General features: G+C 72.0%; 23 protein-coding genes. 16 read left to right on the top strand and 7 right to left on the bottom strand.

Annotation, left to right across the window (positions count from 1 at the left end):
• Window positions 1-76 precede the first annotated feature (76 nt).
• Window positions 77-1,693 (bottom strand): DUF5691 domain-containing protein, encoded by a 1,617-nt coding sequence (locus tag ACIRB1_RS12040; protein WP_403465446.1) that lies wholly within the window; start codon window positions 1,691-1,693, stop codon window positions 77-79.
• Between the two features lie 54 nt (window positions 1,694-1,747).
• Complete coding sequence (locus ACIRB1_RS12035) at window positions 1,748-3,103, bottom strand: SWIM zinc finger family protein (protein ID WP_403465445.1); 1,356 nt, start codon at window positions 3,101-3,103, stop codon at window positions 1,748-1,750.
• Between the two features lie 205 nt (window positions 3,104-3,308).
• Between ACIRB1_RS12035 and ACIRB1_RS12030 the strand changes: the two genes are divergently transcribed.
• From ACIRB1_RS12030 to sucD, 8 genes are all read left to right on the top strand, one after another.
• Window positions 3,309-4,448, top strand: a complete 1,140-nt coding sequence (locus ACIRB1_RS12030; RefSeq protein ID WP_403465444.1) for an AAA family ATPase — start codon at window positions 3,309-3,311, stop codon at window positions 4,446-4,448.
• A 93-nt stretch (window positions 4,449-4,541) separates the two neighbouring features.
• Window positions 4,542-7,046 carry a DUF5682 family protein gene (locus ACIRB1_RS12025; protein ID WP_403465443.1) on the top strand — a complete coding sequence of 835 codons (2,505 nt, stop codon included), beginning with the start codon at window positions 4,542-4,544 and terminating at the stop codon, window positions 7,044-7,046.
• A complete protein-coding gene (locus ACIRB1_RS12020; RefSeq protein WP_403465442.1) occupies window positions 7,043-7,192 on the top strand; it encodes a hypothetical protein in 150 nt (49 codons plus the stop codon). Before ACIRB1_RS12025 ends, ACIRB1_RS12020 begins: the two co-directional genes overlap by 4 nt.
• A complete protein-coding gene (locus tag ACIRB1_RS12015; RefSeq protein WP_403465441.1) occupies window positions 7,189-8,388 on the top strand; it encodes a VWA domain-containing protein in 1,200 nt (399 codons plus the stop codon). Before ACIRB1_RS12020 ends, ACIRB1_RS12015 begins: the two co-directional genes overlap by 4 nt.
• A gap of 736 nt (window positions 8,389-9,124) precedes the next feature.
• On the top strand, window positions 9,125-9,523 hold the full coding sequence (locus tag ACIRB1_RS12010; RefSeq protein ID WP_403465440.1) for a hypothetical protein: 399 nt from the start codon (window positions 9,125-9,127) through the stop codon (window positions 9,521-9,523).
• A gap of 80 nt (window positions 9,524-9,603) precedes the next feature.
• The gene (locus ACIRB1_RS12005; RefSeq protein WP_403465439.1) at window positions 9,604-9,837 is read left to right on the top strand and encodes a hypothetical protein; all 234 of its coding nucleotides are present in this window, start codon (window positions 9,604-9,606) and stop codon (window positions 9,835-9,837) included.
• Between the two features lie 430 nt (window positions 9,838-10,267).
• The gene (sucC, locus tag ACIRB1_RS12000; RefSeq protein ID WP_403465438.1) at window positions 10,268-11,446 is read left to right on the top strand and encodes an ADP-forming succinate--CoA ligase subunit beta; all 1,179 of its coding nucleotides are present in this window, start codon (window positions 10,268-10,270) and stop codon (window positions 11,444-11,446) included.
• A 21-nt stretch (window positions 11,447-11,467) separates the two neighbouring features.
• Window positions 11,468-12,352 carry a succinate--CoA ligase subunit alpha gene (sucD, locus tag ACIRB1_RS11995; RefSeq protein WP_019066811.1) on the top strand — a complete coding sequence of 295 codons (885 nt, stop codon included), beginning with the start codon at window positions 11,468-11,470 and terminating at the stop codon, window positions 12,350-12,352.
• Window positions 12,353-12,703: 351 nt separating this feature from the next.
• On the opposite strand, the gene ACIRB1_RS11990 is transcribed toward sucD, so the two are convergent.
• Entirely contained in the window at window positions 12,704-13,975 is a 1,272-nt protein-coding gene (locus ACIRB1_RS11990) for a sigma factor-like helix-turn-helix DNA-binding protein (protein ID WP_403465437.1), read from the bottom strand.
• 96 nt (window positions 13,976-14,071) lie between these two features.
• On the opposite strand from ACIRB1_RS11990, the gene ACIRB1_RS11985 reads away from it, so the two are divergent.
• Complete coding sequence (locus ACIRB1_RS11985) at window positions 14,072-16,039, top strand: DUF6350 family protein (RefSeq protein ID WP_403465436.1); 1,968 nt, start codon at window positions 14,072-14,074, stop codon at window positions 16,037-16,039.
• Window positions 16,040-16,061: 22 nt separating this feature from the next.
• Here ACIRB1_RS11985 and ACIRB1_RS11980 read toward each other — a convergent pair whose 3' ends face one another.
• Window positions 16,062-16,925 carry a hypothetical protein gene (locus ACIRB1_RS11980; RefSeq protein WP_403465435.1) on the bottom strand — a complete coding sequence of 288 codons (864 nt, stop codon included), beginning with the start codon at window positions 16,923-16,925 and terminating at the stop codon, window positions 16,062-16,064.
• A gap of 317 nt (window positions 16,926-17,242) precedes the next feature.
• Here ACIRB1_RS11980 and purN point away from each other — a divergent pair, with 317 nt between their 5' ends.
• Window positions 17,243-17,872: a phosphoribosylglycinamide formyltransferase gene (gene purN, locus ACIRB1_RS11975; protein ID WP_403465434.1), complete on the top strand. Its 630-nt coding sequence runs from the start codon at window positions 17,243-17,245 to the stop codon at window positions 17,870-17,872.
• Window positions 17,869-19,434, top strand: a complete 1,566-nt coding sequence (purH, locus tag ACIRB1_RS11970; RefSeq protein ID WP_403465433.1) for a bifunctional phosphoribosylaminoimidazolecarboxamide formyltransferase/IMP cyclohydrolase — start codon at window positions 17,869-17,871, stop codon at window positions 19,432-19,434. The genes purN and purH overlap by 4 nt, the downstream gene beginning before the upstream one ends.
• On the opposite strand, the gene ACIRB1_RS11965 is transcribed toward purH, so the two are convergent.
• Window positions 19,406-19,819 (bottom strand): ATP-binding protein, encoded by a 414-nt coding sequence (locus tag ACIRB1_RS11965; RefSeq protein ID WP_403465432.1) that lies wholly within the window; start codon window positions 19,817-19,819, stop codon window positions 19,406-19,408. The genes purH and ACIRB1_RS11965 overlap by 29 nt on opposite strands.
• Window positions 19,816-20,025, bottom strand: a complete 210-nt coding sequence (locus ACIRB1_RS11960; protein WP_403465431.1) for a hypothetical protein — start codon at window positions 20,023-20,025, stop codon at window positions 19,816-19,818. Before ACIRB1_RS11960 ends, ACIRB1_RS11965 begins: the two co-directional genes overlap by 4 nt.
• A 109-nt stretch (window positions 20,026-20,134) precedes the next feature.
• Here ACIRB1_RS11960 and ACIRB1_RS11955 point away from each other — a divergent pair, with 109 nt between their 5' ends.
• From ACIRB1_RS11955 to ACIRB1_RS11945, 3 genes are read left to right on the top strand one after another with little or no spacing between them, the layout of a single operon-like run.
• Window positions 20,135-20,986, top strand: coding sequence for a helix-turn-helix domain-containing protein (locus ACIRB1_RS11955; protein ID WP_403465430.1), 852 nt, complete (start codon window positions 20,135-20,137; stop codon window positions 20,984-20,986).
• Window positions 20,967-21,170, top strand: coding sequence for a DUF397 domain-containing protein (locus ACIRB1_RS11950; RefSeq protein WP_403465429.1), 204 nt, complete (start codon window positions 20,967-20,969; stop codon window positions 21,168-21,170). The genes ACIRB1_RS11955 and ACIRB1_RS11950 overlap by 20 nt, the downstream gene beginning before the upstream one ends.
• A 25-nt stretch (window positions 21,171-21,195) precedes the next feature.
• Complete coding sequence (locus ACIRB1_RS11945; protein ID WP_403465428.1) at window positions 21,196-21,360, top strand: DUF397 domain-containing protein; 165 nt, start codon at window positions 21,196-21,198, stop codon at window positions 21,358-21,360.
• A 77-nt stretch (window positions 21,361-21,437) separates the two neighbouring features.
• On the opposite strand, the gene ACIRB1_RS11940 is transcribed toward ACIRB1_RS11945, so the two are convergent.
• Window positions 21,438-22,016, bottom strand: a complete 579-nt coding sequence (locus ACIRB1_RS11940; protein WP_352182067.1) for an RDD family protein — start codon at window positions 22,014-22,016, stop codon at window positions 21,438-21,440.
• Between the two features lie 243 nt (window positions 22,017-22,259).
• Between ACIRB1_RS11940 and ACIRB1_RS11935 the strand changes: the two genes are divergently transcribed.
• Entirely contained in the window at window positions 22,260-23,114 is an 855-nt protein-coding gene (locus tag ACIRB1_RS11935; RefSeq protein ID WP_328829588.1) for a bifunctional methylenetetrahydrofolate dehydrogenase/methenyltetrahydrofolate cyclohydrolase, read from the top strand.
• A gap of 103 nt (window positions 23,115-23,217) precedes the next feature.
• Window positions 23,218-23,697, top strand: a complete 480-nt coding sequence (locus ACIRB1_RS11930) for a DUF3017 domain-containing protein (protein WP_403465779.1) — start codon at window positions 23,218-23,220, stop codon at window positions 23,695-23,697.
• Window positions 23,698-23,829 lie beyond the last annotated feature (132 nt).

Here is a 23,829-nt window from a genome sequence, read left to right as displayed (position 1 = left end):
GCTTCCCGCCCGTCCGGCGTGTGCGGACGAGGCCGCTCAGACCGAAGGGGGATTCGGGGGCGCGACCCCCGAGCCTTTACGGTGCCTCCAACTCCCGCGCCATCGCAGCCCGTAGCCGCAACGTCGTCACCAGCCGCTGGAACGCCTCCGCCCAATAACTCCCGGCCCCCGGCGCCGCGTCCTCCGTCTCGTCCGGCACCGCCAGCAATCCGTCCAGCCGACCCGCCTCGCCCGGATCGAGACACCGCTCGGCCAGCCCCATCACCCCGCTGAAGCTCCACGGATAACTCCCGGCGTCCCGCGCGATGTTGAGCGCGTCCACGACAGCCCGCCCCAGCGGCGCGGCCCACGGCACCGCGCACACCCCGAGCAGCTGGAACGCCTCGGACAGCCCCTGCGCCGCGATGAACCCGGCCACCCACTCCGCCCGTTCGCCCCCGCCCAACGTGCTCAGCAGCTTCGCCCGCTCGGCCAGCGACACCGCCCCCGGCCCGCCCGCCTCGGGCGCGGACGGCATCCCGAGCAGTGCCCGGGACCAGTCCGCGTTCCGCTGCCGTACGGCCGCCCGGCACCACGCGGCGTGCAGCTCGCTCCGCCAGTCGTCCGCGACCGGAAGCGCCACGATCTCCTGGGGCGTACGACCGCCGAGCCGCCGCTCCCACGTCCCGAGCGGCGTCGCCTCCACCAACTGGCCGAACCACCACGAGCGTTCACCTCGTCCCGCCGGAGCCTTCGCCACGACACCGTCTCGCTCCATGCTCGAGTCGCACTCGTGCGGCGCCTCGACGACCAGGCCAGGCTCCTCGCGCGTACGGTCCACCGCCACACAGGCCGACGCCCGCACCGCCATCCGCGCGGCGAGCGCCGAGTCCGGCAGCGCCGACAGCAACTCGGCGGCCGTGGCACGCACATTGCGGCTCCGGTCGGCCAACGCCTGCTCCAGGAACGGCTCGTCCTCGGCCGCGAGCCCCGTCCGCAGCGAGTCGAGGAACATCAGCCGATCCTCCGCCCGCTCCGTCGCCCACGTCGTGGCCAGCAACTCGCGTGCGACTGAGGGCTGTCGCGTCCGTATCGCCGCGAGCAGGGCGACCCGCTCGGCGAACAGGCCCTCTTGCCACAGCTGTTCGACCTGGTCCGGGGAGTCGAGGTCCGGCAGGGCCGTGCCGCCGCCCGGGGTGGCGCGCAGGGCGAACCGCCAGTCCGGGTTCAGCCGGGCCAGCCACAACGCGCGCGGGCCCGCGAACTCCAGCGCCGCCGGCCGCAGATCCGTACGCCCCCGCGCCGCGTCCAGCAACGCCGGCAACGCCTGGACAGGCGGGGCGAAACCCCGCGCGTTGGCCGCCGTCAGCCACTGGGGCAGCAACTCCATGAGATCCGGCGAGGTGCCCCTACGGCCGCCACCGCCCGCGCCGGGACGGTCGGCCAGCAGCATCGCCAGCCTGCGCGCCGCCGCGGGGGGCAGCGCCGGACGCGTGTCGGGCGCGGCCGGCTCCGGACGCTGTGCCGCCCGCGCCGGACACAGCCCGGCCCGCCGCCGTACGGTCTCCACGGCCGCCGCGTCCAGGAGGGTCACCGGTGCGTCCTGGCCCGGGGCGTGCCCCTGAGGTGTACGGCGGTCCGTGCCGAGCAGGGCCGTGGTGACGAGGTCCTCCCAGTCGCCCGCGGGGGGCGCCGGAGCGGAGGTGCTGTTCATGCGGTGCCTTTCCGTCGGTGGTTCAGAGGGGTCGGTGGTTCGGAGGGGTGGCGTTCAGCACAGGGACACGGCCTCTCCCGCCCCCTCCGGCCAGGCCGTCAGCGGGGTGAAGCCGCGGTGGCCCAGCTCGCCGAAGACCTTCACCGGGGCGCCCCCGGAGAGCGCGACCAGCCGCCACAGACCCGGACGGGAACGGGCGCTCGGGGTGAGCGGCACCGCCAAGTCGGCGTCGGCGTCCGCCAGTTGCCAGGAGTCGCCGTCCGGAGTGGGCACGACCCGGTCCAGCGTCACCGGGACCGCGTCCAGCCACGGGTCGTGACGGAGGGCCTCCCCGTAGCGGGCGGTGGCCTGAGCCGTCGACACCCCGCGCGGCCGTGCCGTCGTGGGTGAGGGCGCCGCGAACTGCTCGCCCAAGGCCGCCCGGAGCTGCCCCGCGCCCGGGAACGCCGATATCTCCGCGTCCAGGGCCAGCCCCATCGGCAGCGCCAGCTCGGGGGCGCGGCCACCGGCGCCGTAGGAGAGGAGGAGGGACGTGCGGTCCGACTCCGTGCCGTGCAGCCAGATTCTTCGGGTCGTCAGTTTCGGGTCCACCGTGTCGTACTGGGCGAGGACCAGCCAGTGGTCGCGCAGGGGCGGGCCGTCCGCCGTGCCGGGCAGGCCGATGCGGGAGCGGACCGTCGCCGCCAGGTCCTCGGGCAGGCGCCCGCGGCGCAGCCAGGCCTGGTCGAGGAGGTGGAGCAGCGCGCACTCCTCCAGCAGCCGGACGGGCCAGCCGGGTCCCGACGCCGGGATCGCCCCCAACTCCCTTGCCCGCGCGGCCAGTCCTGGGGCCTGTGCGTCGACCATGCGGGCCGCGGTCTCCTCCCACAGCGCGTACCCGCCCTGCTCCGCCGAGGCCAGGCCGGTGCGCAGCAGGTCCGTCAGCCGCTGCTCCAGCTCGCCCGCGCCCGCGCTGATCCGCTCGGCCCGGCGCTCCGCCCGGCGCCGCGCGGCCTCCGGATCAGCGGCGGCCTGCGCACCGGACGCACCCGCCGCCCGCTTGTCCTCCGTCCGCTTCCGCCGCCCCGCGATCCACTCCTCGGCCCAGTCCGGCGCCTGGCCCGACGACGGCACCGCGCCGTCCTCGCCGGCCCAGAGCAGCAGCAGCCCCAGCGCGTGCTTGCACGGGAACTTGCGGCTGGGACAACTGCACTTGTACGCCGGACCCGCGGTGTCCGCGATGTCGACGACCGTCTGATACGGCTTGCTGCCACTGCCCTTGCACAGCCCCCACACCGTCCCCTCGTCAGAACTCCCCGCCTCGGACCACGGCCCTGCCGCCCCGAGCTTGCTTCCCGCTTTGCGTGACGCTGCGTCAGGCGCCAGTGCCAGCACCTGATCAGCCGTCCAGCGCACCCCCTGCTGAGTCATGTCTTCGACGGTAGATCCCACCACTGACAATCGGTCCGCGAGCGGTGGGTGAGCGGAGTGGAGGGCGGCGGTGGCGCGGGGATCGGGAGGCTGAGCCGTCACCGGTGTCCGCGAGGGTGTTTTCGCAGGTCGGATCGCGTTGTCAGTGGCGTGGTGCACGGTGGACACCAGATCCGAACCGGCCGAGCTGGAGGGGGCCTCAGCCATGACTGTGTCCGTAGAACCCACATCGTCGACGTCCGCGGTGGCGAGTGAGAAGCCGTCGAGCGAGGCGTTGCGGCCGCACGCCGAGGACGCCTTCGCCGATGAACTGGCCGCGCTGGCCGCGCAGGACGACCGGCCGCGTCCGGTTCGCTGGAAGATGTCGCCGTGGGCCGTCGCCACATACCTGCTCGGCGGCACGCTGCCGGACGGCACGGTGATCACACCGAAGTACGTCGGCCCGCGCCGCATCGTCGAGGTCGCCGTCACCACCCTCGCCACCGACCGCGCCCTGCTCCTGCTCGGCGTGCCCGGCACCGCGAAGACCTGGGTGTCCGAGCACCTCGCGGCGGCGGTCAGCGGCGACTCCACCCTGCTCGTGCAGGGCACCGCCGGCACCCCGGAGGAGGCGATTCGCTACGGCTGGAACTACGCGCAGCTGCTCGCCAACGGCCCGAGCCGCGCCGCCCTCGTGCCCAGCCCCGTCATGCGGGCCATGGCCGAGGGGATGACCGCGCGCGTCGAGGAGCTGACCCGTATCCCGGCCGACGTGCAGGACTCGCTCATCACGATCCTGTCCGAGAAGACGCTGCCGATACCGGAGCTGGGCGGAGAGGTGCAGGCCGTCCGCGGCTTCAACCTGATCGCCACGGCCAACGACCGCGACCGCGGGGTCAACGACCTCTCCAGCGCGCTGCGCCGCCGGTTCAACACCGTGGTGCTGCCACTGCCGGAGAGCGCCGACGCCGAGGTCGAGATCGTCGCCCGCCGCGTCGACCAGATCGGCCGCTCCCTCGACCTGCCCGCCGTGCCCGAGGGCGTCGACGAGATCCGCCGCGTGGTGACCGTCTTCCGCGAACTGCGCGACGGCATCACGGCGGACGGCCGCACCAAGCTCAAGTCGCCCAGCGGCACGCTGTCGACGGCCGAGGCGATCTCCGTCGTCACCAACGGCCTCGCCCTCGCAGCCCACTTCGGCGACGGACTGCTGCGCCCGAGCGATGTCGCCGCGGGCATCCTCGGCGCCGTCGTCCGCGATCCGGCGGCCGACCGCGTCATCTGGCAGGAGTACCTGGAGGCGGTCGTCCGCGAGCGCGACGGCTGGAAGGACTTCTACCGGGCCTGCCGCGAGGTGAGCGCGTGAGCGGCTTCAGGGAGCACGTCGACGAGGACTCCACCTGGAGCTACTGGAGCCGCTGGAACCGCCGGAGCGGGATTCGGAAGGGAGGAGGACGACATGGCAGGGACTGAGGGGGGCCGGGGCGCCGGGCCGCTGCTGCTCGGGGTGCGGCATCACGGACCCGGTTCGGCGCGGGCGGTACGGGCGGCGCTGGCGGCGGCCCGGCCGCGGGTCGTCCTGATCGAAGGGCCGCCGGAGGCAGACGCGTTGATCCCGCTCGCCGCCGACGAGGGCATGCGCCCACCGGTCGCGCTCCTCGCCCACGCCGTGGACGAGCCCGGCCGCTCCGCCTTCTGGCCGCTGGCCGAGTTCTCCCCGGAATGGGTCGCCATCCGCTGGGCCCTGGAGCACGACGTCCCGGCCCGCTTCATCGACCTGCCTGCCACGCACACGCTGGCGTGGAGAAGGGACGACGAGGCCGACAAGGACGACACCGAGGGCGAGTCGACGGGGGAGGAGCAGCCGCCGGACCCGACCGCCGAGACACCGGCAGTCGCGACTCCGGACGCTGGGACCCCGACCGCCGAGATCCCGACCGCCGGGGCCCCGTCCAGCGAGTCCCCTTCCGCCCCGGACCCCGCTGCCCCGGACACCTCCGAGCCGGACCCCTCCGAGCCGGACATCGACATCCGCGTCGACCCCCTCGCCGTCCTCGCCGAAGCCGCCGGTTACGACGACCCCGAGCGCTGGTGGGAGGACGTCGTCGAGCACCGGGGCGTCGGCGAGCGGGACGCGTTCGCGCCGTTCACCGCGCTGGAGGAGGCGATGGGGGCGCTGCGCGAGACGTACGGGGTCGGCGGGCACGACCGGGATCTCGTGCGCGAGGCGTACATGCGGCTCCAGGTGCGGGCGGCGCAGCGGGAGTTCGAGGACGACGTGGCCGTGGTGTGCGGGGCGTGGCACGTGCCCGCCCTGCGGCAGAAGACGTCGGTCGCCGCGGACCGTGCGCTGCTGAAGGGGCTGCCCAAGGTCAAGGCCGATCTGACCTGGGTGCCGTGGACGCACCGCCGGCTGTCGCGGGCCAGCGGGTACGGCGCGGGGATCGACTCGCCGGGCTGGTACGGCCATCTGTTCAGCGCGCCGGACCGGCCGGTCGAGCGATGGATGACCAAGGTGGCGGGGCTGTTCCGGGAGGAGGACCGGATCGTCTCCTCGGCCCATGTCATCGAGGCCGTACGGCTGGCGGAGACCCTCGCGGTGATGCGGGGGCGGCCGTTGCCGGGGCTCGGGGAGACCACCGACGCGGTGCGCGCGGTGATGTGCGAGGGGTCGGACGTACCGCTGGCACTGGTGCGCGACCGGCTCGTGGTCGGGGATGTGCTGGGCGAGGTGCCGCCGGGGGCGCCCGCGGTGCCGTTGCAGCGCGACCTGGACCGCTCGCAGCGCAGGCTGCGGATGAAACCGGAGGCGCTGGAGCGGGAGTTGGAGCTCGATCTGCGCAAGGAGATCGACGCCGGGCGCAGCACGCTGCTGCACCGGCTGCGGCTGCTGCGCGTCGAGTGGGGCGAGCCGGCCGCGTCGCGGGGGAGCACGGGGACGTTCCGGGAGACCTGGCGGCTGCGCTGGGAGCCGGAGTTGGTGGTGCGGGTCGCCGAGGCGGGGGTCTGGGGCACCACGGTGCCGGCCGCGGCGACGGCCAAGGCGGAGGCGGACGCCGTCGGTGCGGAGAGCCTCGCCGACGTCACCGCACTCGCCGAGCTCTGCCTGCTGGCCGAACTGCCGGACGCGCTCCCGGTGGTGATGAAGGTCCTCGCCGACCGCGCGGCCCTCGACACGGACGTCGGCCATCTCGCCCAGGCGCTGCCCGCGCTGGTCCGTTCACTGCGCTACGGCGACGTGCGCGGCACCGACACCGGCGCGCTGACGGAGGTCGCGGCGGGCCTCGCCGAGCGGGTCTTCGTCGGGCTGCCCCCGGCCTGCGCGGCCCTCGACGGGGACGCCGCGGAGGAGATGCGGCGGCATGTGGACGCGGTGCACGGGGCGGTGGGTCTGCTGGGCGACGCGGGCGGGTCCGGGCCGGGGTCCGCCCATGGTGACCTGCGGGTCCGGTGGCGCGCGGTGCTGCGCACTCTGTCCGCGCGGGACACCGTTCCCGGTGTCATCCGTGGGCGGGCGGTACGACTCCTGCTGGACGAAGGGGAGTTGGGGGCGGACGAGGCGGCCCGGCTGATGGGTCTTGTGCTCTCACCGGGGACACCTCCGGCGGACGCGGCGGCGTGGATCGAGGGGTTCGTGGGCGGCGGGGGCGGCCTGCTCCTCGTACACGACGAGCGGTTGCTCGGGCTGGTGGACGAGTGGCTGACCCGGGTGCCGGCGGAGGCGTTCACGGACGTACTGCCGTTGCTGCGGCGGACGTTCTCGTCGTACGAGCCGGGGGTGCGCCGGACACTCGGGGAATTGGTGCGGCGCGGGCCGGGGAAGCAGACGGGCACGACGACGGCGGTCGCCGGGATACCCGGGTTCGGCGCGGAGCCGGACGCCGGGCGCGCGGACGCGGTCGTGCCGGTGCTGCGGCTGCTGCTGGGTTTGGACGACAACGAGCGTGTGGGGGTGGCGGGATGACGAACAACGGCAGGCAGGGCACCAGGAAGCCGGAGACGCCAGGCGCGGGCCAGGGCGTGCGCGGGCGGCGGGCCGAGAGCGGCCCGGCGAAGGGCGTGCGGGTCGTACCGCTGTGGGAAGGGCTGCGTACGGGGGTGCGCGGATGAGCACGGGGACCACCGGGGCGGCCGAGGCGGTCGCGGTCGGCGGGGTCGCGGACCCCGGGCAGGAGAGGCTGCGGCGGTGGCGGCTCGTGCTCGGGGGCGGGGCGGCCGACGGCACCGGATGCGAGCTGGCCGGGCAGGACGCCGCGATGGACGGGGCGCTGACCGCGCTGTACGGCAGGGGGGACAAGGGGCGGACGGCGAAGGACCGTTCGGCGGGGCTCGGGGCGTCGGCGCCGTCCGTCGCGCGCTGGCTCGGGGACATCCGCACGTACTTCCCGTCCTCCGTAGTCCAGGTCATGCAGCGCGACGCCATCGACCGGCTCGGGCTGTCCGCGCTGCTGCTCGAACCGGAGATGCTGGAGGCGGTCGAGGCCGACGTGCATCTCGTCGGCACGCTCCTCTCCCTCAACAAGGCGATGCCGGAGACCACGAAGGAGACGGCGCGGGCGGTCGTCCGCAAGGTCGTCCAGGACCTGGAGAAGCGGCTCGCCACCCGCACCCGGGCCACGCTCACCGGCGCGCTCGACCGCAGCGCCCGGATCAACCGGCCGCGCCACCACGACATCGACTGGAACCGCACGATCGCGGCCAACCTCAAGCACTACCTCCCGGAGTACCGGACGATCGTGCCGGAGCGGCTGATCGGGTACGGGCGGGCGTCCCAGTCGGTGAAGAAGGAGGTCATCCTCTGCATCGACCAGTCCGGTTCGATGGCGGCCTCCGTCGTCTACGCCTCCGTGTTCGGGGCGGTGCTCGCGTCGATGCGGTCGATCAACACCCGGCTCGTCGCCTTCGACACGGCGGTCGTCGACCTCACCGACCAGCTCGACGACCCGGTGGACGTGCTCTTCGGGACCCAGCTCGGCGGCGGCACGGACATCAACAGGGCGCTCGCGTACTGCCAGTCGCAGATCACCCGGCCCGCGGAGACGGTCGTCGTGCTGATCAGCGACCTCTACGAAGGCGGCATCCGCAACGAGATGCTCAAGCGGGTCGCCGCGATGAAGGCGTCGGGGGTGCAGTTCGTGACGCTGCTGGCGCTGTCCGACGAGGGCGCGCCCGCCTACGACCGGGAACACGCCGCCGCGTTGGGCGCGTTGGGGGCGCCGGCGTTCGCCTGTACGCCGGATCTGTTCCCGGAGGTGATGGCGGCGGCGATCGAGAAGCGGCCCTTGCCGATACCGGACACGGCGTGACGAACCGTCTTGAGCCCTCGTGATGAACTGCTGTGAGATGTAGGGGGCTTGTGCGTCCACCGGACGCTTGTGCGAGGATCGTCGCCTCATGAACTGGCCCGCCGTAGTGCCCGGTGCCGCTGTGCGCGTGATGCGTACGGCGGTTGGGCGGCGTGTGCTTCAACTGGCGCTGCTGGTGGGCGGGTTGTTCGCGCTCGGGTTGCTGTGCGGGGGGCAGGCGCAGGCGGCCGACGGGGTCACGGGGCAGCGGCCTGTGATTCCGACGGTGGCTCCGCCGGCCAAGCCGGTGTCGGCGGCCGTGCCCGTTCAAGGGGTCAGGTCCGTTCCGGCGGCCAAGCCCGTTCCGGGAGCCAGGCCCGTTTCGCCGGCCAAGCCGGTTTCGACCGCCAGGCCGGTTTCGGCGGCCAAGCCGGTTCCGAGGGCCGAGCAGGTTCCGGCTTCGGTTCCTGTTCTCGCTCCGGTCCTTACCCCGGTCGTTGCTCCGGTCGTGGCTCCGGTCTCGGACACCGTGGAGCGGGTCGTGCGGCCCGTGACGGACGTGGTGACGAAGACGGTGACCGAGGTGTTGACCAAGACACCCGCGTTGCCCTCGTTGCCCGCTCTGCCCACGCTGCCGTCGATCCCCACGATCCCCTCAGTGCCGACGATCCCGTCAGCGCCTACGCTCCCCTCAATCCCCGTGGTGCCGAGTCAGCCTGCGTCTCCGATACCGACGCCTCCGGCGCCCACCGCGCCCGTGTCGACGGCGGTCCCCGCGCCCGTCCGGTCCACCCCGCAGTCCTCCGGCGCTGCGGGGCCCGCCGAGGCGACGGCAGGGGTAGGCGACCCGTACGGGCCGCGCTTCGGCACGGAAACCGCCGATGCGTTCGGCGCCGTAGGACATGTGGTCGTAGGCCACGCCCTGAGTTCCTCCGCCGGGCACGCGCCGGCCCGGCATCAGGCGCCCGCCGGTGATCCCGACGGTGCGCTGCGGAATCAGTCGGGTGTGGACGGCGGGTCGTCGCGGCACTGTGACGCGCAGGCGGTGACGTCGGAGTGCCGGGTGGCCGTGCGGATCGTGCCCGGTGTCGTGGCGCGGGTGGACGCGGCGGAGACGCAGGACAGGTACCGGGACGTTCCCGTTTTCCCGGGTTAGGCAGGGCCCTTCCGGCAGGTGAGCTGTCCGGAATGTCGCCATGTCCCCAGCCCCGGAATCCCTGAGGAACCGACGCACGCATGAGCACCAACAGCTTGAGCACGAACGGCCTGAGCACGCACAACCTGAGCGCGAGCACCGCCTTCACCCCCGCCGAACTCCGCCGACGTCTCGTCGACGCCCACGTCTCCGTCCCGAGGCACTCCAGGGTCAGGGCCGCCGCGGCCATCCAGGGTGCCCGGGCCGCACGCAATGTCCGCACCCAGACGGCCGCCCCCGCCCCCGTGGCGCGCCGGGCCCGGCACTGGGAGTGACCGACTCCGTGAGGCGGTGACCCCGGACGGTCGAATGCCGTCGGCTTGTCCTGAGTACGTCTCACGGTCTGGGGCCTCGCCGGGCCAACCCCAACCCGGTGAGGCCCCGCGCCCACCACGCCCACGCCCGGGCCCACCCCCGGGCCGTGGAACCGCAGTCCGACCGCAGTCCGGCCGCACCCGAACGACCTGCCCGTACGCCCCGCGCGCGGCACTCCGTGTCATGGAATCCGGCATCATGTGACAGGTATCACCGCTCAGGTGTGACCCTCGATTTAGGGGCCCCCTGCAAGCAGCGATAACCTGCGAGACGGACATGCCGCGCGCTCGGTCACCGTGTGCGCCTCCCTTGTGACAGCGGACGTCACGTTGCCCTTCGCGGCACGCCCACGCATCCAACGAACCGCGATATCACTGAGGACGGAAGCGCGTGGACCTGTTCGAGTATCAGGCGAGGGACCTCTTCGCCAAGCACGATGTACCGGTGCTGGCCGGTGAAGTCATCGACACGCCTGAGGCGGCCCGCGCAGCCACCGAGCGGCTCGGTGGCAAGTCCGTCGTCAAGGCCCAGGTGAAGGTCGGCGGCCGTGGCAAGGCCGGTGGCGTCAAGCTCGCCGCCACCCCGGACGAGGCAGTCGCCTGGGCGACGGACATCCTCGGCATGGACATCAAGGGCCACACGGTCCACAAGGTGATGATCGCCGAGACCGCGCCCGAGATCGTGGAGGAGTACTACGTCTCCTTCCTCCTCGACCGCACCAACCGCACCTTCCTCGCCATGGCGTCCGTCCAGGGCGGCGTGGAGATCGAGGTCGTCGCGGAGGAGAACCCCGAGGCCCTGGCGAAGGTCCCGGTCAACGCCAACGAAGGCGTCTCCATCGAGAAGGCCCGCGAGATCGTCGCGCAGGCGAAGTTCCCGGCCGACGTGGCCGAGCAGGTCGCCGAGATCCTGGTGACGCTGTGGGACACCTTCGTCAAGGAGGACGCCCTCCTCGTCGAGGTCAACCCCCTCGCGAAGGTCGCCGACGGCCGTGTCATCGCCCTCGACGGCAAGGTCTCGCTGGACGAGAACGCCGAGTTCCGTCAGCCGGAGCACGAGGCGCTCGTCGACCACGACTCCGCCAACCCGCTCGAGGCGGCCGCCAAGGCCAAGAACCTCAACTACGTCAAGCTCGACGGCGAGGTCGGCATCATCGGCAACGGCGCGGGTCTCGTCATGAGCACCCTGGACGTCGTCGCGTACGCCGGTGAGAACCACGGCGGCGTGAAGCCGGCCAACTTCCTCGACATCGGCGGCGGCGCGTCCGCGGCCGTGATGGCGAACGGCCTGGAGATCATCCTCGGCGACCCGGACGTCAAGTCCGTGTTCGTCAACGTCTTCGGCGGCATCACCGCGTGTGACGAGGTCGCCAACGGCATCGTCCAGGCGCTTCAGCTGCTCGCGGACAAGGGCGAGGAAGTCACCAAGCCCCTCGTCGTCCGCCTCGACGGCAACAACGCCGAGCTGGGTCGCAAGATCCTCTCCGACGCCAACCACCCGCTGGTCCAGCGCGTGGACACCATGGACGGCGCGGCCGACAAGGCCGCCGAGCTCGCGGCTGCGAAGTAAGGGACGAGGGACAAAACAGCCATGGCTATCTTCCTCACCAAGGACAGCAAGGTCATCGTCCAGGGCATGACCGGCTCCACGGGCATGAAGCACACCAAGCTCATGCTGGCCGACGGCACGAACATCGTCGGTGGCGTGAACCCCCGTAAGGCGGGCACGTCCGTCGACGTCGACGGCACCGAGATCCCGGTCTTCGGCACGGTCGCCGAGGCGATCGAGAAGACGGGCGCGAACGTGTCCGTCCTCTTCGTACCGCCGGCCTTCTCCAAGGCCGCCGTCGTCGAGGCCATCGACGCCGAGATCCCGCTCGCGGTCGTCATCACCGAGGGCATCGCCGTCCACGACTCGGCCGCGTTCTACGCGTACGCCGTGGCCAAGGGCAACAAGACCCGGATCATCGGCCCGAACTGCCCCGGTCTCATCACCCCGGGCCAGTCGAACGCCGGCATCATCCCGGGCGACATCACCAAGCCGGGCCGTATCGGCCTGGTCTCGAAGTCCGGCACGCTGACGTACCAGATGATGTACGAGCTGCGTGACATCGGCTTCTCGTCCGCCGTCGGTATCGGTGGCGACCCGGTCATCGGCACCACGCACATCGACGCGCTGGCGGCCTTCGAGGCCGACCCCGACACCGACCTCATCGTCATGATCGGTGAGATCGGTGGCGACGCGGAGGAGCGGGCCGCGGACTTCATCGCGAAGAACGTGACGAAGCCGGTCGTCGGTTACGTCGCGGGCTTCACCGCGCCCGAGGGCAAGACGATGGGCCACGCCGGTGCCATCGTCTCCGGTTCCTCCGGCACGGCCGCCGCGAAGAAGGAGGCCCTCGAGGCCGCCGGCGTCAAGGTCGGCAAGACCCCGACCGAGACGGCCAAGCTCGCCCGCGAGATCCTGGCCGGCTGACCCACCCCGCTGCACGTCGATGGGCCCGTCCCCCTGAGTGGGGGGCGGGCCCGTCCGCGTCATGGGGTGCCGGGTCCGGTTGCCGAGCGTCCGCGGGCCCGTCGTGGCCGATCGCGCAGTTCCCCGCGCCCCTGAAAAACACCGGCGGGTCCGGTTGTCGAGCGGCCGCGGGCTCGTCGTGGCTGGTCGCGCAGTTCCCCGCGCCCCTAAAAAGCACCGGCGGGCCCGCGTCTTTCAGGGGCACCGCTCCCCGCGCCCCTGAAACCGGCCCCGTTTCGGCCGACCTGCCTTTAAGGGGCGCGGGGAACTGCGCGACCAGCCCCCACCGGCCCGCGCCCGACGAACTACCGACTACCGACCTAGTGGCGCCAACCTCTCCGGACCACTGGTCATCCCGCTCCGCAACCGGTCCCGGAGAGCGATCTCCTCCTCCGACAGAGACCCCTGCACCACCCGCGCCGGCACCCCATCCACCCGTTCCCCCACGGGAACCGGCGCCTCGTACCGCGTGGGCGCGACCCGGAGCGTGAAGGCCGTCGCCCCGATGATCGCGACGGTGAGGGCGATCGCCGCCCGGGTCCAGAACACCGTCCGCCGTTCCCCCACGAACCGCACGGTCGGCGGCTTGGCGGCATGCAACCGCCCGGTGGAGGCGAGTTCGGTCATCCGCCGACGCAACTCGCCCGGGTCGGACAGGTCGGGCAACTGCGCCGCGATCGCCTCACGCGCATGCAGCAGCCGGTTGGCCGCCGCAGGCGTACTCGCCTCGGTCTCCGCCGCCGTCTCCGCGAGCCCGAGCCCGACCCCGTCGTAGAGGAGCAGCGTGCGGCGGTACGACGGCGGGAGGTTGAGGAGGGCGGTCAGCAGAGCGCGGTCGGACGTGTCGGGGGGCGGGGGCTCCGGGTGGCGGTATCGGGGGCGGAACCGGTGCCAGGGGGAGAGGGCGTACTCGTAGGCCACCGACCGCACCCAGCCGGCCGGGTCCCGGTCGACCGCGACCTCGGGCCACCGCTGCCAGGCGGTCTGGAAGGCCCGCTCGACGGACTCGCGTGCCAACTCGCGCCGCCCGGTGAGCAGATAGGCCTGCCGTACGAGGGCGGGCGCGCAGAACGCGTAGAGCGCGTCGAAGGCCTGAGCGGGCGTCAGGGCGGCGCGGGCCGGTACTTCGATCGGCACGGGGACGAGGACGGGTTCGAGTGCGGCGGTGTCGTCCACCGTGCCCGTCTCATCAACGGCCGCTCCCTCATCGACCGTCACCCCCTCATCCACCGCGACCGTCTCGACCGGCAGCACCACCTCGGCCGGCAGCACCGTCTCGACCGGCACCACCGTCCCGGCCGTCGCCACCACCTCGACCGGCACCTCCGCCGTGACCGTCCCGGGCACCCGCGGCTCAACCGCGGCCCCCGTCACCGTCTTCTCTTCACCCAGGCTGGTGAGCAATTTCGCGTACGCCTCCCGTTTCCGGCCGCGTGGTGCCGTACGGCCGGTCTCCCACGACCGCACGGTCTCGCGGCTGACGCCCACCCGCTCGGCGACCTGAGCCTGTGTCAGCGAGCCCGCCTCGCGCAGGCGTCGGCGTTCCTTGGGCGGGGGGAGCGGGGTTGCAGGGCTCTGCGTCACCGGACGCCCCTTCGTACGAAAAAGTACATAAACGTATATTGGGCGACACTTCCGAGGTTCGCCTGTTACGACGAGAAAGCGCGTGTCGTTGGGAGCATGGCGGGCGTGATGCCGATGACCCACCGCCGAGCGCTGTTGTCGCCCCTGCTCACCCGGATGCGCGACCGATCCCCCGGACTGGCCGCCAGCCTGTTGGGTGGCGCGGTCGCGGCGGGGCTCGGACTCGGCTCGTTCGCGGTACTCGTGACGGTGCTGTGGATCAGCTCGCCGTACCCCGACAGCGGGCCCGGCGGCGCCCTGCACGTGGCCGCCGCCCTGTGGCTCCTCGCGCACGGCGTCGAACTGGTCCGCACCGACACCCTCTCCGGCGCCCCCGCACCGGTCGGCGTCACCCCGCTCCTGCTCCTCGCCCTGCCGCTGTGGCTGCTGCACCGGGCCGCACGGCACGCGGTGCTGGGCGGGGAGACCGACGAGGACGACCCCGAGGGCCCGCCCCTGATCGCCGCCCGCACGGCGTGGACCGGCGTCGCCGTCGGCTACCTCGCCGTCGGCACCGCGACCGCCCTCTACGCGTCCGGCGGGGAACTCTCCCCGTCCTGGAGCTGGACCGCGGTCTGCCTGCCGCTGCTCGCGGCGGGCGCGGCCGGTTCGGGGGTGTGGACGGCGTACGGGCACCCGCGTGAACCCGTGCTGAGCGTGCTGATCCTGCTGCCGGCCGGGCTACGGCGGCTCGTCCTCGGCCCGGAGGCACGCGAGTCCCGGGCCCGCATCGGCACCGCGGTGCGCGCCGCGGGACTCGGCACGTCCGTGCTCTTCGGCGGTGGCGCGCTGCTGCTCGGAGCGTCCCTGATCTGGCACGGCGGAGCGGCCCGGACGTCGTTCCTCCAGCTGACGGAGGGATTGTCGGGCCGGTTCGCCGTCCTGCTGCTCTGCCTCGCGCTGATCCCGAACGCGGCGGTGTGGTCCGCGTCCTACGCCCTCGGCCCCGGCTTCGCCCTCGGCGTCCACCACACGGTCGCCCCCCTCTCCTCGGACCCGGCGCCCCTCCTCCCGCCCTTCCCCCTCCTCGCGGCGGTCCCGGACGCGGGCGCCGGAACCCCGCTCAACTGGCTCGCCGGGCTGGTGCCGGTGGCCGCCGGGGTGATGGCGGGATGGTTCGTGGCCCGGGTCGCGGTGGGCGGCACGGCGAGTCAACGGGCCGACAGCGCAGGCGAGTTGACGGAGGAACAGCAGCGGCGGGCCATCGGCGCCGGGCTCCGGCAGCAGCCGACGCAGGCCCCTTCGGCGAGGACCGCCTCGGCGCAGGCCCCTTGGGCGCGCGGCCGTACCGCAGCCACCGCCCTGCTCGCCGCCGCGCTCTGCGCCGTGGTGCTGGCGCTGCTCGCGGAGTTGTCCGGCGGGCCGCTCGGGGGTGCGGCGCTGGCGCGGTTCGGGCCGGTGTGGTGGCAGACCGGGGGAGCGGCGCTGGCGTGGATCGCGGCGGTGGCCGTGCCGACGGCGGTGGGGCTGCGGGCGTGGCGGCTGCGGAAGCGCCGGGTGCCCGCGCCGACGATCGGGAAGCCGCGGAAGGGTGGTGCGGCCGTCACCCCGCCCCCGGTGTCCGCGCCTGCCTCGCCTGCCCCGCCCGTCTCCGTACCCGCGCCGGTGTCTGCCGGTGCCGACCCGCAACGCTGGTTCCGGAAGCCGTTCGCGGTCGCCCGGGGCTGGGTCGCGCGCAAACCGAAGGCGGAGCGGCCGGTGCCGGTACCGGTGCCCGCGCAGACGCCCGTCGACCAGCCGTACATCGCCTACGACCACGACTCCACGTTCGACCCGTACGACTTCCTGCCCGTCGACGTGCCGTCGGAGCCGGCGCCCACGCCCTGGTACGACGACGCCTCCCGCGAGGCCCGTTGGGCGGCCCTGCGGGAGGCGTCCACGCCACCGGAGACCTCGGAACACCCGGAGCACTCGGAACACCCGGAGCACTCGCAACACTCGGACTACTCGGACCACTCGGGCCACCCGGAACAAGCGGGGCCCTCGGACCACCCGGGCGAGCCGGAACCGCCGGTGGCGAACTGACCGGCGCCGCCCATGGGTCGGGTCAGTTGCTGGTGCCCAGGATTCCCCGCAGGTCCTTCGGCAGCAGCTGGTTGCAGGACTGCTTGGCCTCGTTCGTGAGGGCGTCGTTGGTGCAGGTGTAGAAGTCCTTGTAGGCCAGCTGCGCGACGAACATCGCGGCGACCAGGGCGATCGCCAGGGACGCGGTGACCAGGCCGCTCACCGCGGCCGTCGTCTGCGGGCGGGCCTGCGACTCGGGGACCGCCGGGGTGTCGGGGTCGCCGGTGCCGGGCTTGGCGCGCAGGGCGCTGCCGCCCCAGTAGAGGGCGAGCGAGCCGAGCAGCAGGGCCACGTACGGCCAGCTGAAGAGGGCGAAGAAGAAGGCCCACATGCCGCTCAGCAGCGCGTACCGCGCGCGGCGCTGTGCCGGGTCCGTCGGGTCCCAGCGCATGCCTCCCTGGCCGGGGCCGCCACCGGGTCCCTCCGGACCGCCCTGGCTGCCCGGTCCGCCCTGTCTGCCGGGCCGGTCGCCGAAGCCGCCCTGGGAACGTCCGGGCTGCTGGTCGCTCCACTGACTGCCCCACGGCGACTGCCCGCCGTCGCTCTGCGGTCCGTCACCGCCCTGACCACCCTCCGGCCGCCGCGGCTGCCACGGCCGGTCCGGGGTGCCCTCGGGCGGCGGCGCGAACGGATTGTCGTCCGAGGAGCCCGAAGAACCGGAAGAACCCGAGGAACCGGAAGAACCCGAGGAGCCGGACGAACCTGAGGAACCCGACGAACCTGATGAATCCGACGGACCCGTGGAACCAGAGTCACCCGAGGGTGCGTCGGGCGGTGAGGAGGGCCGCTCCCTGAGCAGCACCGACTGCGGCGGGAACGTGAGAAGTCGCAGACTGCGGTCCGGCATCAAATGAGCGTCTTCCCCTTGGTGGATACGTCTCCGGCATGAACTGTCACTTCATGAGCGGTCACTGCATGAGCTGTCACCTCGTGAACGCGTCGCACGAGGGCGGCGTTCCCGAACCCGCTCGCCCCAGACGCTACCTTCCGGCCACGCCCCCGTCCCGTGGGGGCTGTCCGGTGTGCCGGTATCGTTGCTGACGGTCGGCCGCTTCGTAGACTTCCCCGTATCCCGGGGCGCGAAGCATTCGTATGAACGCACGAGACATACGGATGCACCAGCCGGCCGCACAAGACGACGCTCCCCCGAGAAAGGGCCCCGCCGTGGCCGCCAAGCCCGTGGCCAAGCGCCTCGTCGTGCTGGTCTCCGGATCCGGTACGAATTTGCAGGCGCTCCTCGACGCCATCGACACCGCAGGCACCGAGGCGTACGGCGCCGAGATCGTGGCCGTAGGGGCGGACCGTGAGGGCATCGAGGGTCTCGCCCGTGCCGAGCGGGCGGGGCTGCCGGTCTTCGTGTGCCGGGTGAAGGACTTCGGGACGCGCGAGGAGTGGGACGCGGCGCTCGCCGAGGCCACCGCCGCGTTCGAGCCGGACCTGATCGTGTCGGCGGGGTTCATGAAGATCGTGGGCAAGGAGTTCCTGGCCCGCTTCGGCGGCCGGGTCGTGAACACGCATCCCGCCCTGCTGCCCAGTTTTCCGGGAGCCCATGGCGTACGGGACGCGCTCGCGTACGGCGCCCGGGTCACCGGCTGCACCGTCCACTTCGTCGACGACGGCGTCGACACCGGGCCGATCATCGCTCAGGGCGTGGTCGAGATCCGGGACGAGGACGACGAGAGCGCTCTGCACGAGCGCATCAAGGAAGTCGAGCGCACGCTGCTCGTCGATGTCGTGGGGCGGCTCGCCCGCAACGGCTATCGCATTGAGGGACGAAAGGTAGTTATCCAGTGACCGCCGAGAGCAACAAGCGAGCCATCCGCCGCGCGCTGGTCAGCGTCTACGACAAGACCGGTCTTGAGGAGCTGGCCCGCGGCCTGCACGAGGCGGGCGTGGAGCTCGTCTCCACGGGCTCCACCGCCGCCCGTATCGCCGCGTCCGGTGTCCCCGTCACCAAGGTCGAGGAGCTGACCGGCTTCCCCGAGTGCCTGGACGGCCGGGTCAAGACCCTGCACCCCAAGGTGCACGCCGGCATCCTCGCCGACCTGCGCCTGGAGAGCCACCGTCAGCAGCTCGACGAGCTGGGGGTGGCCCCCTTCGACCTGGTGGTCGTCAACCTGTACCCGTTCCGGGAGACGGTCGCGTCGGGCGCGTCCGCCGACGAGTGCGTCGAGCAGATCGACATCGGCGGCCCGTCGATGGTCCGTGCCGCCGCCAAGAACCACCCGTCGGTCGCGGTCGTCACCAGCCCCGCGCGCTACGCCGACGTCCTGAACGCCGTGCAGAACGGCGGCTTCGACCTCACCACCCGCAAGCGGCTCGCGGCGGAGGCGTTCCAGCACACGGCGTCGTACGACGTGGCGGTGGCGAGCTGGTTCGCGAGCGAGTACGCCCCGGTCGACGACTCGCAGTTCCCGGACTTCCTGGGCGCCACCTGGGAGCGCGAGAACACCCTGCGCTACGGCGAGAACCCGCACCAGCCCGCGGCCCTCTACGTCGACGGCAGCGGCGGTGGCCTGGCGCAGGCCGAGCAGCTGCACGGCAAGGAGATGTCGTACAACAACTACACGGACACGGATGCCGCGCGCCGTGCCGCGTACGACCACGACGAGCCCTGTGTCGCGATCATCAAGCATGCCAACCCCTGCGGTATCGCGATCGGTTCGGATGTCACCGAGGCGCACCGCAAGGCGCACGAGTGCGACCCGCTGTCGGCGTTCGGCGGCGTGATCGCGGTCAACCGCCCGGTGACGAAGGAGCTGGCGGAGCAGGTCGCGCCGATCTTCACCGAGGTCATCGTCGCGCCGGACTACGAGGACGGCGCGCTGGAGGCCCTGGCCAAGAAGAAGAACATCCGGGTGCTGAAGGCGCCGGGCGGCCCGTCGAACGCCGTGGAGATCAAGGCGATCGACGGAGGCGCGCTGCTCCAGGTGACGGACCGCCTCCAGGCCGACGGCGACGACCCGGCCAACTGGACGCTGGCGACGGGCGAGGCGCTGTCCGCGTCCGAGCTGGCCGAACTCGCCTTCGCCTGGAAGGCCTGCCGGGCCGTGAAGTCGAACGCGATCCTGCTGGCCAAGGACGGTGCGTCGGTCGGCGTCGGTATGGGCCAGGTCAACCGTGTCGACTCCGCGAAGCTGGCGGTCGAGCGGGCGGGGGCCGAGCGGGCGCAGGGTTCGTACGCGGCCTCGGACGCGTTCTTCCCCTTCCCGGACGGGCTTGAGGTCCTGCTCGACGCGGGCGTCAAGGCCGTTGTCCAGCCCGGTGGTTCGCTGCGCGACGAGCTGAGTGTCGAGGCGGCGAAGAAGGCGGGCGTCACGATGTACTTCACGGGGACGCGGCACTTCTTCCACTGAGGTCCGACATGTGGTGTGGGTGCGGGCTCTCCAGCTCGCACCACACCGTCTTGCCCTCCGGCCCCTGTGCCACGCCCCACCGCACGGCGACCGCGTCGAGCAGCAGCAGCCCGCGCCCGTTCTCGTCGTCCGGCCCGGCATCCCGTACGACGAGCCAGGCGTACGGCTCCGGGTCGGTGACGGAGACACGGACCCGGCCGTCGCGGCACGTCACCCCGAGGCTCACCGGGGTGCCCTCGCCCAGGTGCTTGATCACGTTGGTCAGCAACTCGCTGACACAGAGCTGGACTTCGGGACACGGGACGCCGAGGTGTGCCCGTACGGCCCGACGGGCTTCCGGTACCGCCTTGGCGGCGGCGAGGAGTTCGAGGCGGAGCGAAGTCACCGGCCGGCCGCCTTGCGGAGGGCGGCGGTGAGGGCCCTCGCGGTGTCGAGGTTGCAGTTGCCGAGTTCGACGAGCGGGGCGCGGTAGGTCTGGACGACCGAGGGCAGGTCGACACCGAGTGACGGCAGGATGATCCCGTGCGCCGCCAACGCGTCCTGTAGCTCCGCGACGTGGGTGTTGGCCTCGTGGGACCGGGGACTGATCATGGCCGTACGCCTCTCTCTGTGACGAATCACTCACAGAGTGACGCGAAGTCTCGTACCGTGACAGGGGTTTGGGTTGCACCCGGGAACTGGCAAAAGGCGGTGGTGAGTTGTGCCCCCACGCAAGGACACCGACGCGTCGGCGAATGTCCCCTCCTTCTACGGCGCGGAGTTGCGCTTCAAGAGGGAGGCGGCGGGCCTCACGCTCGAACAGCTGGCGGAGGGAAGCTTCCGAGGCGTCCCGTTTCTGAGCCAGATCGAGCGCGGTGAGCGGAGAATGCCGTTGGACCTGGCCAAGCACGTCGACCAACGGCTGGGCACGGACGGCTTTTTCGAGCGCCGGTGTGAAGACGCGCGGAAGGCGAAGCAGTCAGGGCATGCGGAGTATTTCGCGGATGTCGCCGAGATGGAGAAGTACGCCGAGTCGATTGAAGAGTGGGCGCCAGCGCTACTTCCGGGGCTGTTGCAGACGGAGGCGTACGCCCTCAAGGTCATTCGGACTGGTAGCCCATGGCTGCGATCCGACACCGTTGAGGCACAGGTCAACGCACGCCTCGTGCGTGCGAAGCTCTGGGAGCGGGAGGAACGCCCGTCGTTCTGGGCGATTGTTCGGGAGGAGCTGATTCGCAAGCCGCTGTTGCCGTCCGGCGAGATGGCAGCGCAGTTGGAGCACATCGCGCAGGTGGTCCGCTCCACGCAAGGCGTTCTGCAAGTCCTTCCGGAAACGACGACGTCCTACCCGCTCATGATGGGCATGATCAAGGTGATGACCTTTCCGGACGCGCCGCCTGTGGTGTACACGGAGGGCCTGCACAGTGGCCAACTGATCGACTATCCGGCCCTCGTTAAGGACTACCGAAGGTCGTACGATCTGCTCAGGGCCGCGGCACTACCGCCGGAGACGTCCCTGGACATGATCGAGCAAGCGGCGGAGGACCACCGAAATGGCAAGCACAGGGCCTGACTTGAGCACCGCTGTTTGGCGTAGGAGCAGCTACAGCAACAGCAGCGGCGGTGACTGCGTCGAGGTCTGCGACGACCTCCCCGGCCTCGTCCCCGTCCGGGACTCCAAGGCCCCTCACGGCCCCGCTCTTCTCATCGCCGCCCCCGCCTGGACCCCCTTCATCGAGTGGGCCGGTACGGCCTAGCCCTCTACCTCGGAGGATCACAGAAGTGTGGCGTAGGAGCAGCTACAGCAACAGCAGCGGCGGTGAATGCGTCGAGGTCCGCGATGACCTCCCCGGCCTCGTCCCCGTCCGGGACTCCAAGGTCCCCCTCGGACCCGCCCTCCTCATTCCCGCCCCCGCCTGGACCCCGTTCATCGACGCCCTGAAATAGCGGAGCGTCAACGCCCCGGGGCCGCATCACCACGTGGTGACACGGCCCCGGGGAACAGCGACGGACCCGCGAAACTACTACTGCGTGCGGATCACGATCGAGCCGCAGACCTTGTCCGCGAACGTCTGGCGCTTCGCGTCCCACGCCGGCCACAGCCAGCCCAGGTAGCACGCCAGGGAGTCGAGGAAGTGGGCGAGGCGGCGGACGAACGCCATGCCGACACCGAGGGGCTGGCCGTCGCTCTCGCGGACCAGGCGGATGCCCAGCGCCTTCTTGCCGACGGTCTGGCCGGTCTTGCCCTCCTGTATCAGCTGCCAGATGGCGACGCCGATGATGATGATGGCGCCGATCGCGAGCAGCACGCCCTTGCCCTGGCTGACGATGATCAGGATGTACGGCACCAGGAAGACGAGCCCGTCCACCAGCGTGCCCAGGAACCGCTGACCCCAGTTCGCGTACGGCGGGGTCGCGCCGTAGCCGGCCTGCGGGTAACCGGGGTAGCCCGGCTGCTGCGGGTAGCCGTAGCCCTGCTGCGGCGGGACGCCCTGGGGGGCGCCCTGCGGGTAGCCGTAGCCCGGCTGGCCCTGCGGCTGGCCGTAGCCCTGCTGGGGGTTCTGCTGTGGCTGCCCGTAGGGGTTGTTCGGGTCGAAACTCATGGCGGGTTTCCTCCGTTGGCAATGCGGGGACGATGCGGATTGCGCGGAGGTACGTCACGAGATGAGCGGCTTGCCCCCCAACACCTACCGCAGTACTGCGGCGTTCATCGTTCTATTCGGGGCGAGTTTTTGTCCAGCGGCATTCCATAGGTGTTGTGTAAGTGCAACATCAGTGATCATGGCGATACAGCCGGGGTGCACCCGGATTGGAACCCGGGGGGCGTCATCCGCGAGGATGGGTCCATGACCGCCCAGATTCTCGATGGCAAGGCCACCGCAGCCGCGATCAAGTCCGACCTGACCGCCCGCGTGGCGGCGCTGAAGGAGAAGGGCGTCACGCCCGGCCTCGGCACGATCCTGGTCGGGGACGACCCCGGCAGCCAGAAGTACGTCGCCGGCAAGCACCGGGACTGCGCGCAGGTGGGCATCGCCTCCATCCAGCGCGAACTGCCCGCCACCGCCACGCAGGACGAGATCGAGGCGGTGGTGAAGGAGCTGAACGAGGACCCGGCCTGCACCGGGTACATCGTCCAACTCCCGCTCCCCAAGGGCATCGACGAGAACCGCATCCTCGAACTGATGGACCCGGACAAGGACGCCGACGGCCTCCACCCGATGAACCTCGGCCGCCTCGTCCTCAACGAGCCGGCCCCGCTGCCCTGCACCCCGAACGGCGTCCTGACCCTGCTCCGCCGCTACGGCGTGGAGATCAAGGGCGCCGAGGTCGTGGTCGTCGGCCGCGGCGTCACCATCGGCCGCCCGATGCCCCTGCTCCTCACCCGGCGCAGCGAGAACGCCACCGTCACCCAGTGCCACACCGGCACCCGTGACCTCTCCTCGCACCTCAAGCGCGCCGACATCATCGTGGCCGCCGCCGGTTCCGCCCATCTGATCCGCCCCGAGGACGTGAAGCCGGGCGCCGCCGTCCTCGACGTCGGTGTCTCCCGCAACGCCGACGGCAAGATCGTGGGCGACGTCCACCCCGGCGTCGCCGAGGTCGCCGGGTTCATCTCCCCGAACCCCGGCGGAGTCGGCCCGATGACCCGCGCCCAGCTGCTCGTCAACGTGGTCGAGGCGGCGGAGCGCAGTGTCGCCTGACAGCAACCCCGGCAAGGCCGAGGGCACCCAGGACACCCAGGACACCCGGGCCAAGGACACCGCGGTCACCGAGCGCCCGGACGAGACCGAGCGCCCGGACGAGATCGAGGGTCCGGACGAGATCGAGGGTCCGGACGAGATCGAGGTCACGGACGCGGTCAGCGCGCCCGACGCCGAGGGCAAGCCGCGCCGCGCCACCCGCCGCTTCCCCCTCTTCACCCGGGACACCGCCCGCCCCGAGGGCGGCGGCCGGGCCGCCCCGCGCGACGCTCCGGCCCCGGCCCGCCAGTGGCCGATCCTCGCCGTCCTCGGCACGGTCGGCCTCGGCCTCCTGCTCACGGCCTTCGACGTCTTCCGCTACGGCACCCTGCTCATCGGCGCCGCCCTGCTGGCCGGCGCCGTCCTGCGCTGGGTCATGCCGGACGTCGGCATGCTCGCCGTACGCTCCCGCTTCACCGACATCGTCACGTACGGCATCCTCGGCCTCGCGATCGTCCTGCTGGCGATGATGGCGCAGCCGAAACCGTGGCTGACGATCCCGTACCTCAAGGACACGCTGCACTACACGGTCAACAGCAACTAGGTCCTGGCGCACGGCAGTTCACGACACACGACGGCGGCCCGTCCCCTCCCCCGAGCAAGGACGCGCCGCCGTCTGCATGCAGCTTGTCGCCCTGTCGGCAGCCTGTTCAACAGCTGTCGGCGCGCTGTGGCA

The sequence above is a fragment of the Streptomyces sp. NPDC096013 genome, assembly GCF_044763565.1.
Classification (GTDB): Bacteria; Actinomycetota; Actinomycetes; order Streptomycetales; family Streptomycetaceae; genus Streptomyces.
This window is presented reverse-complemented; position numbering and strand designations above follow the sequence as displayed.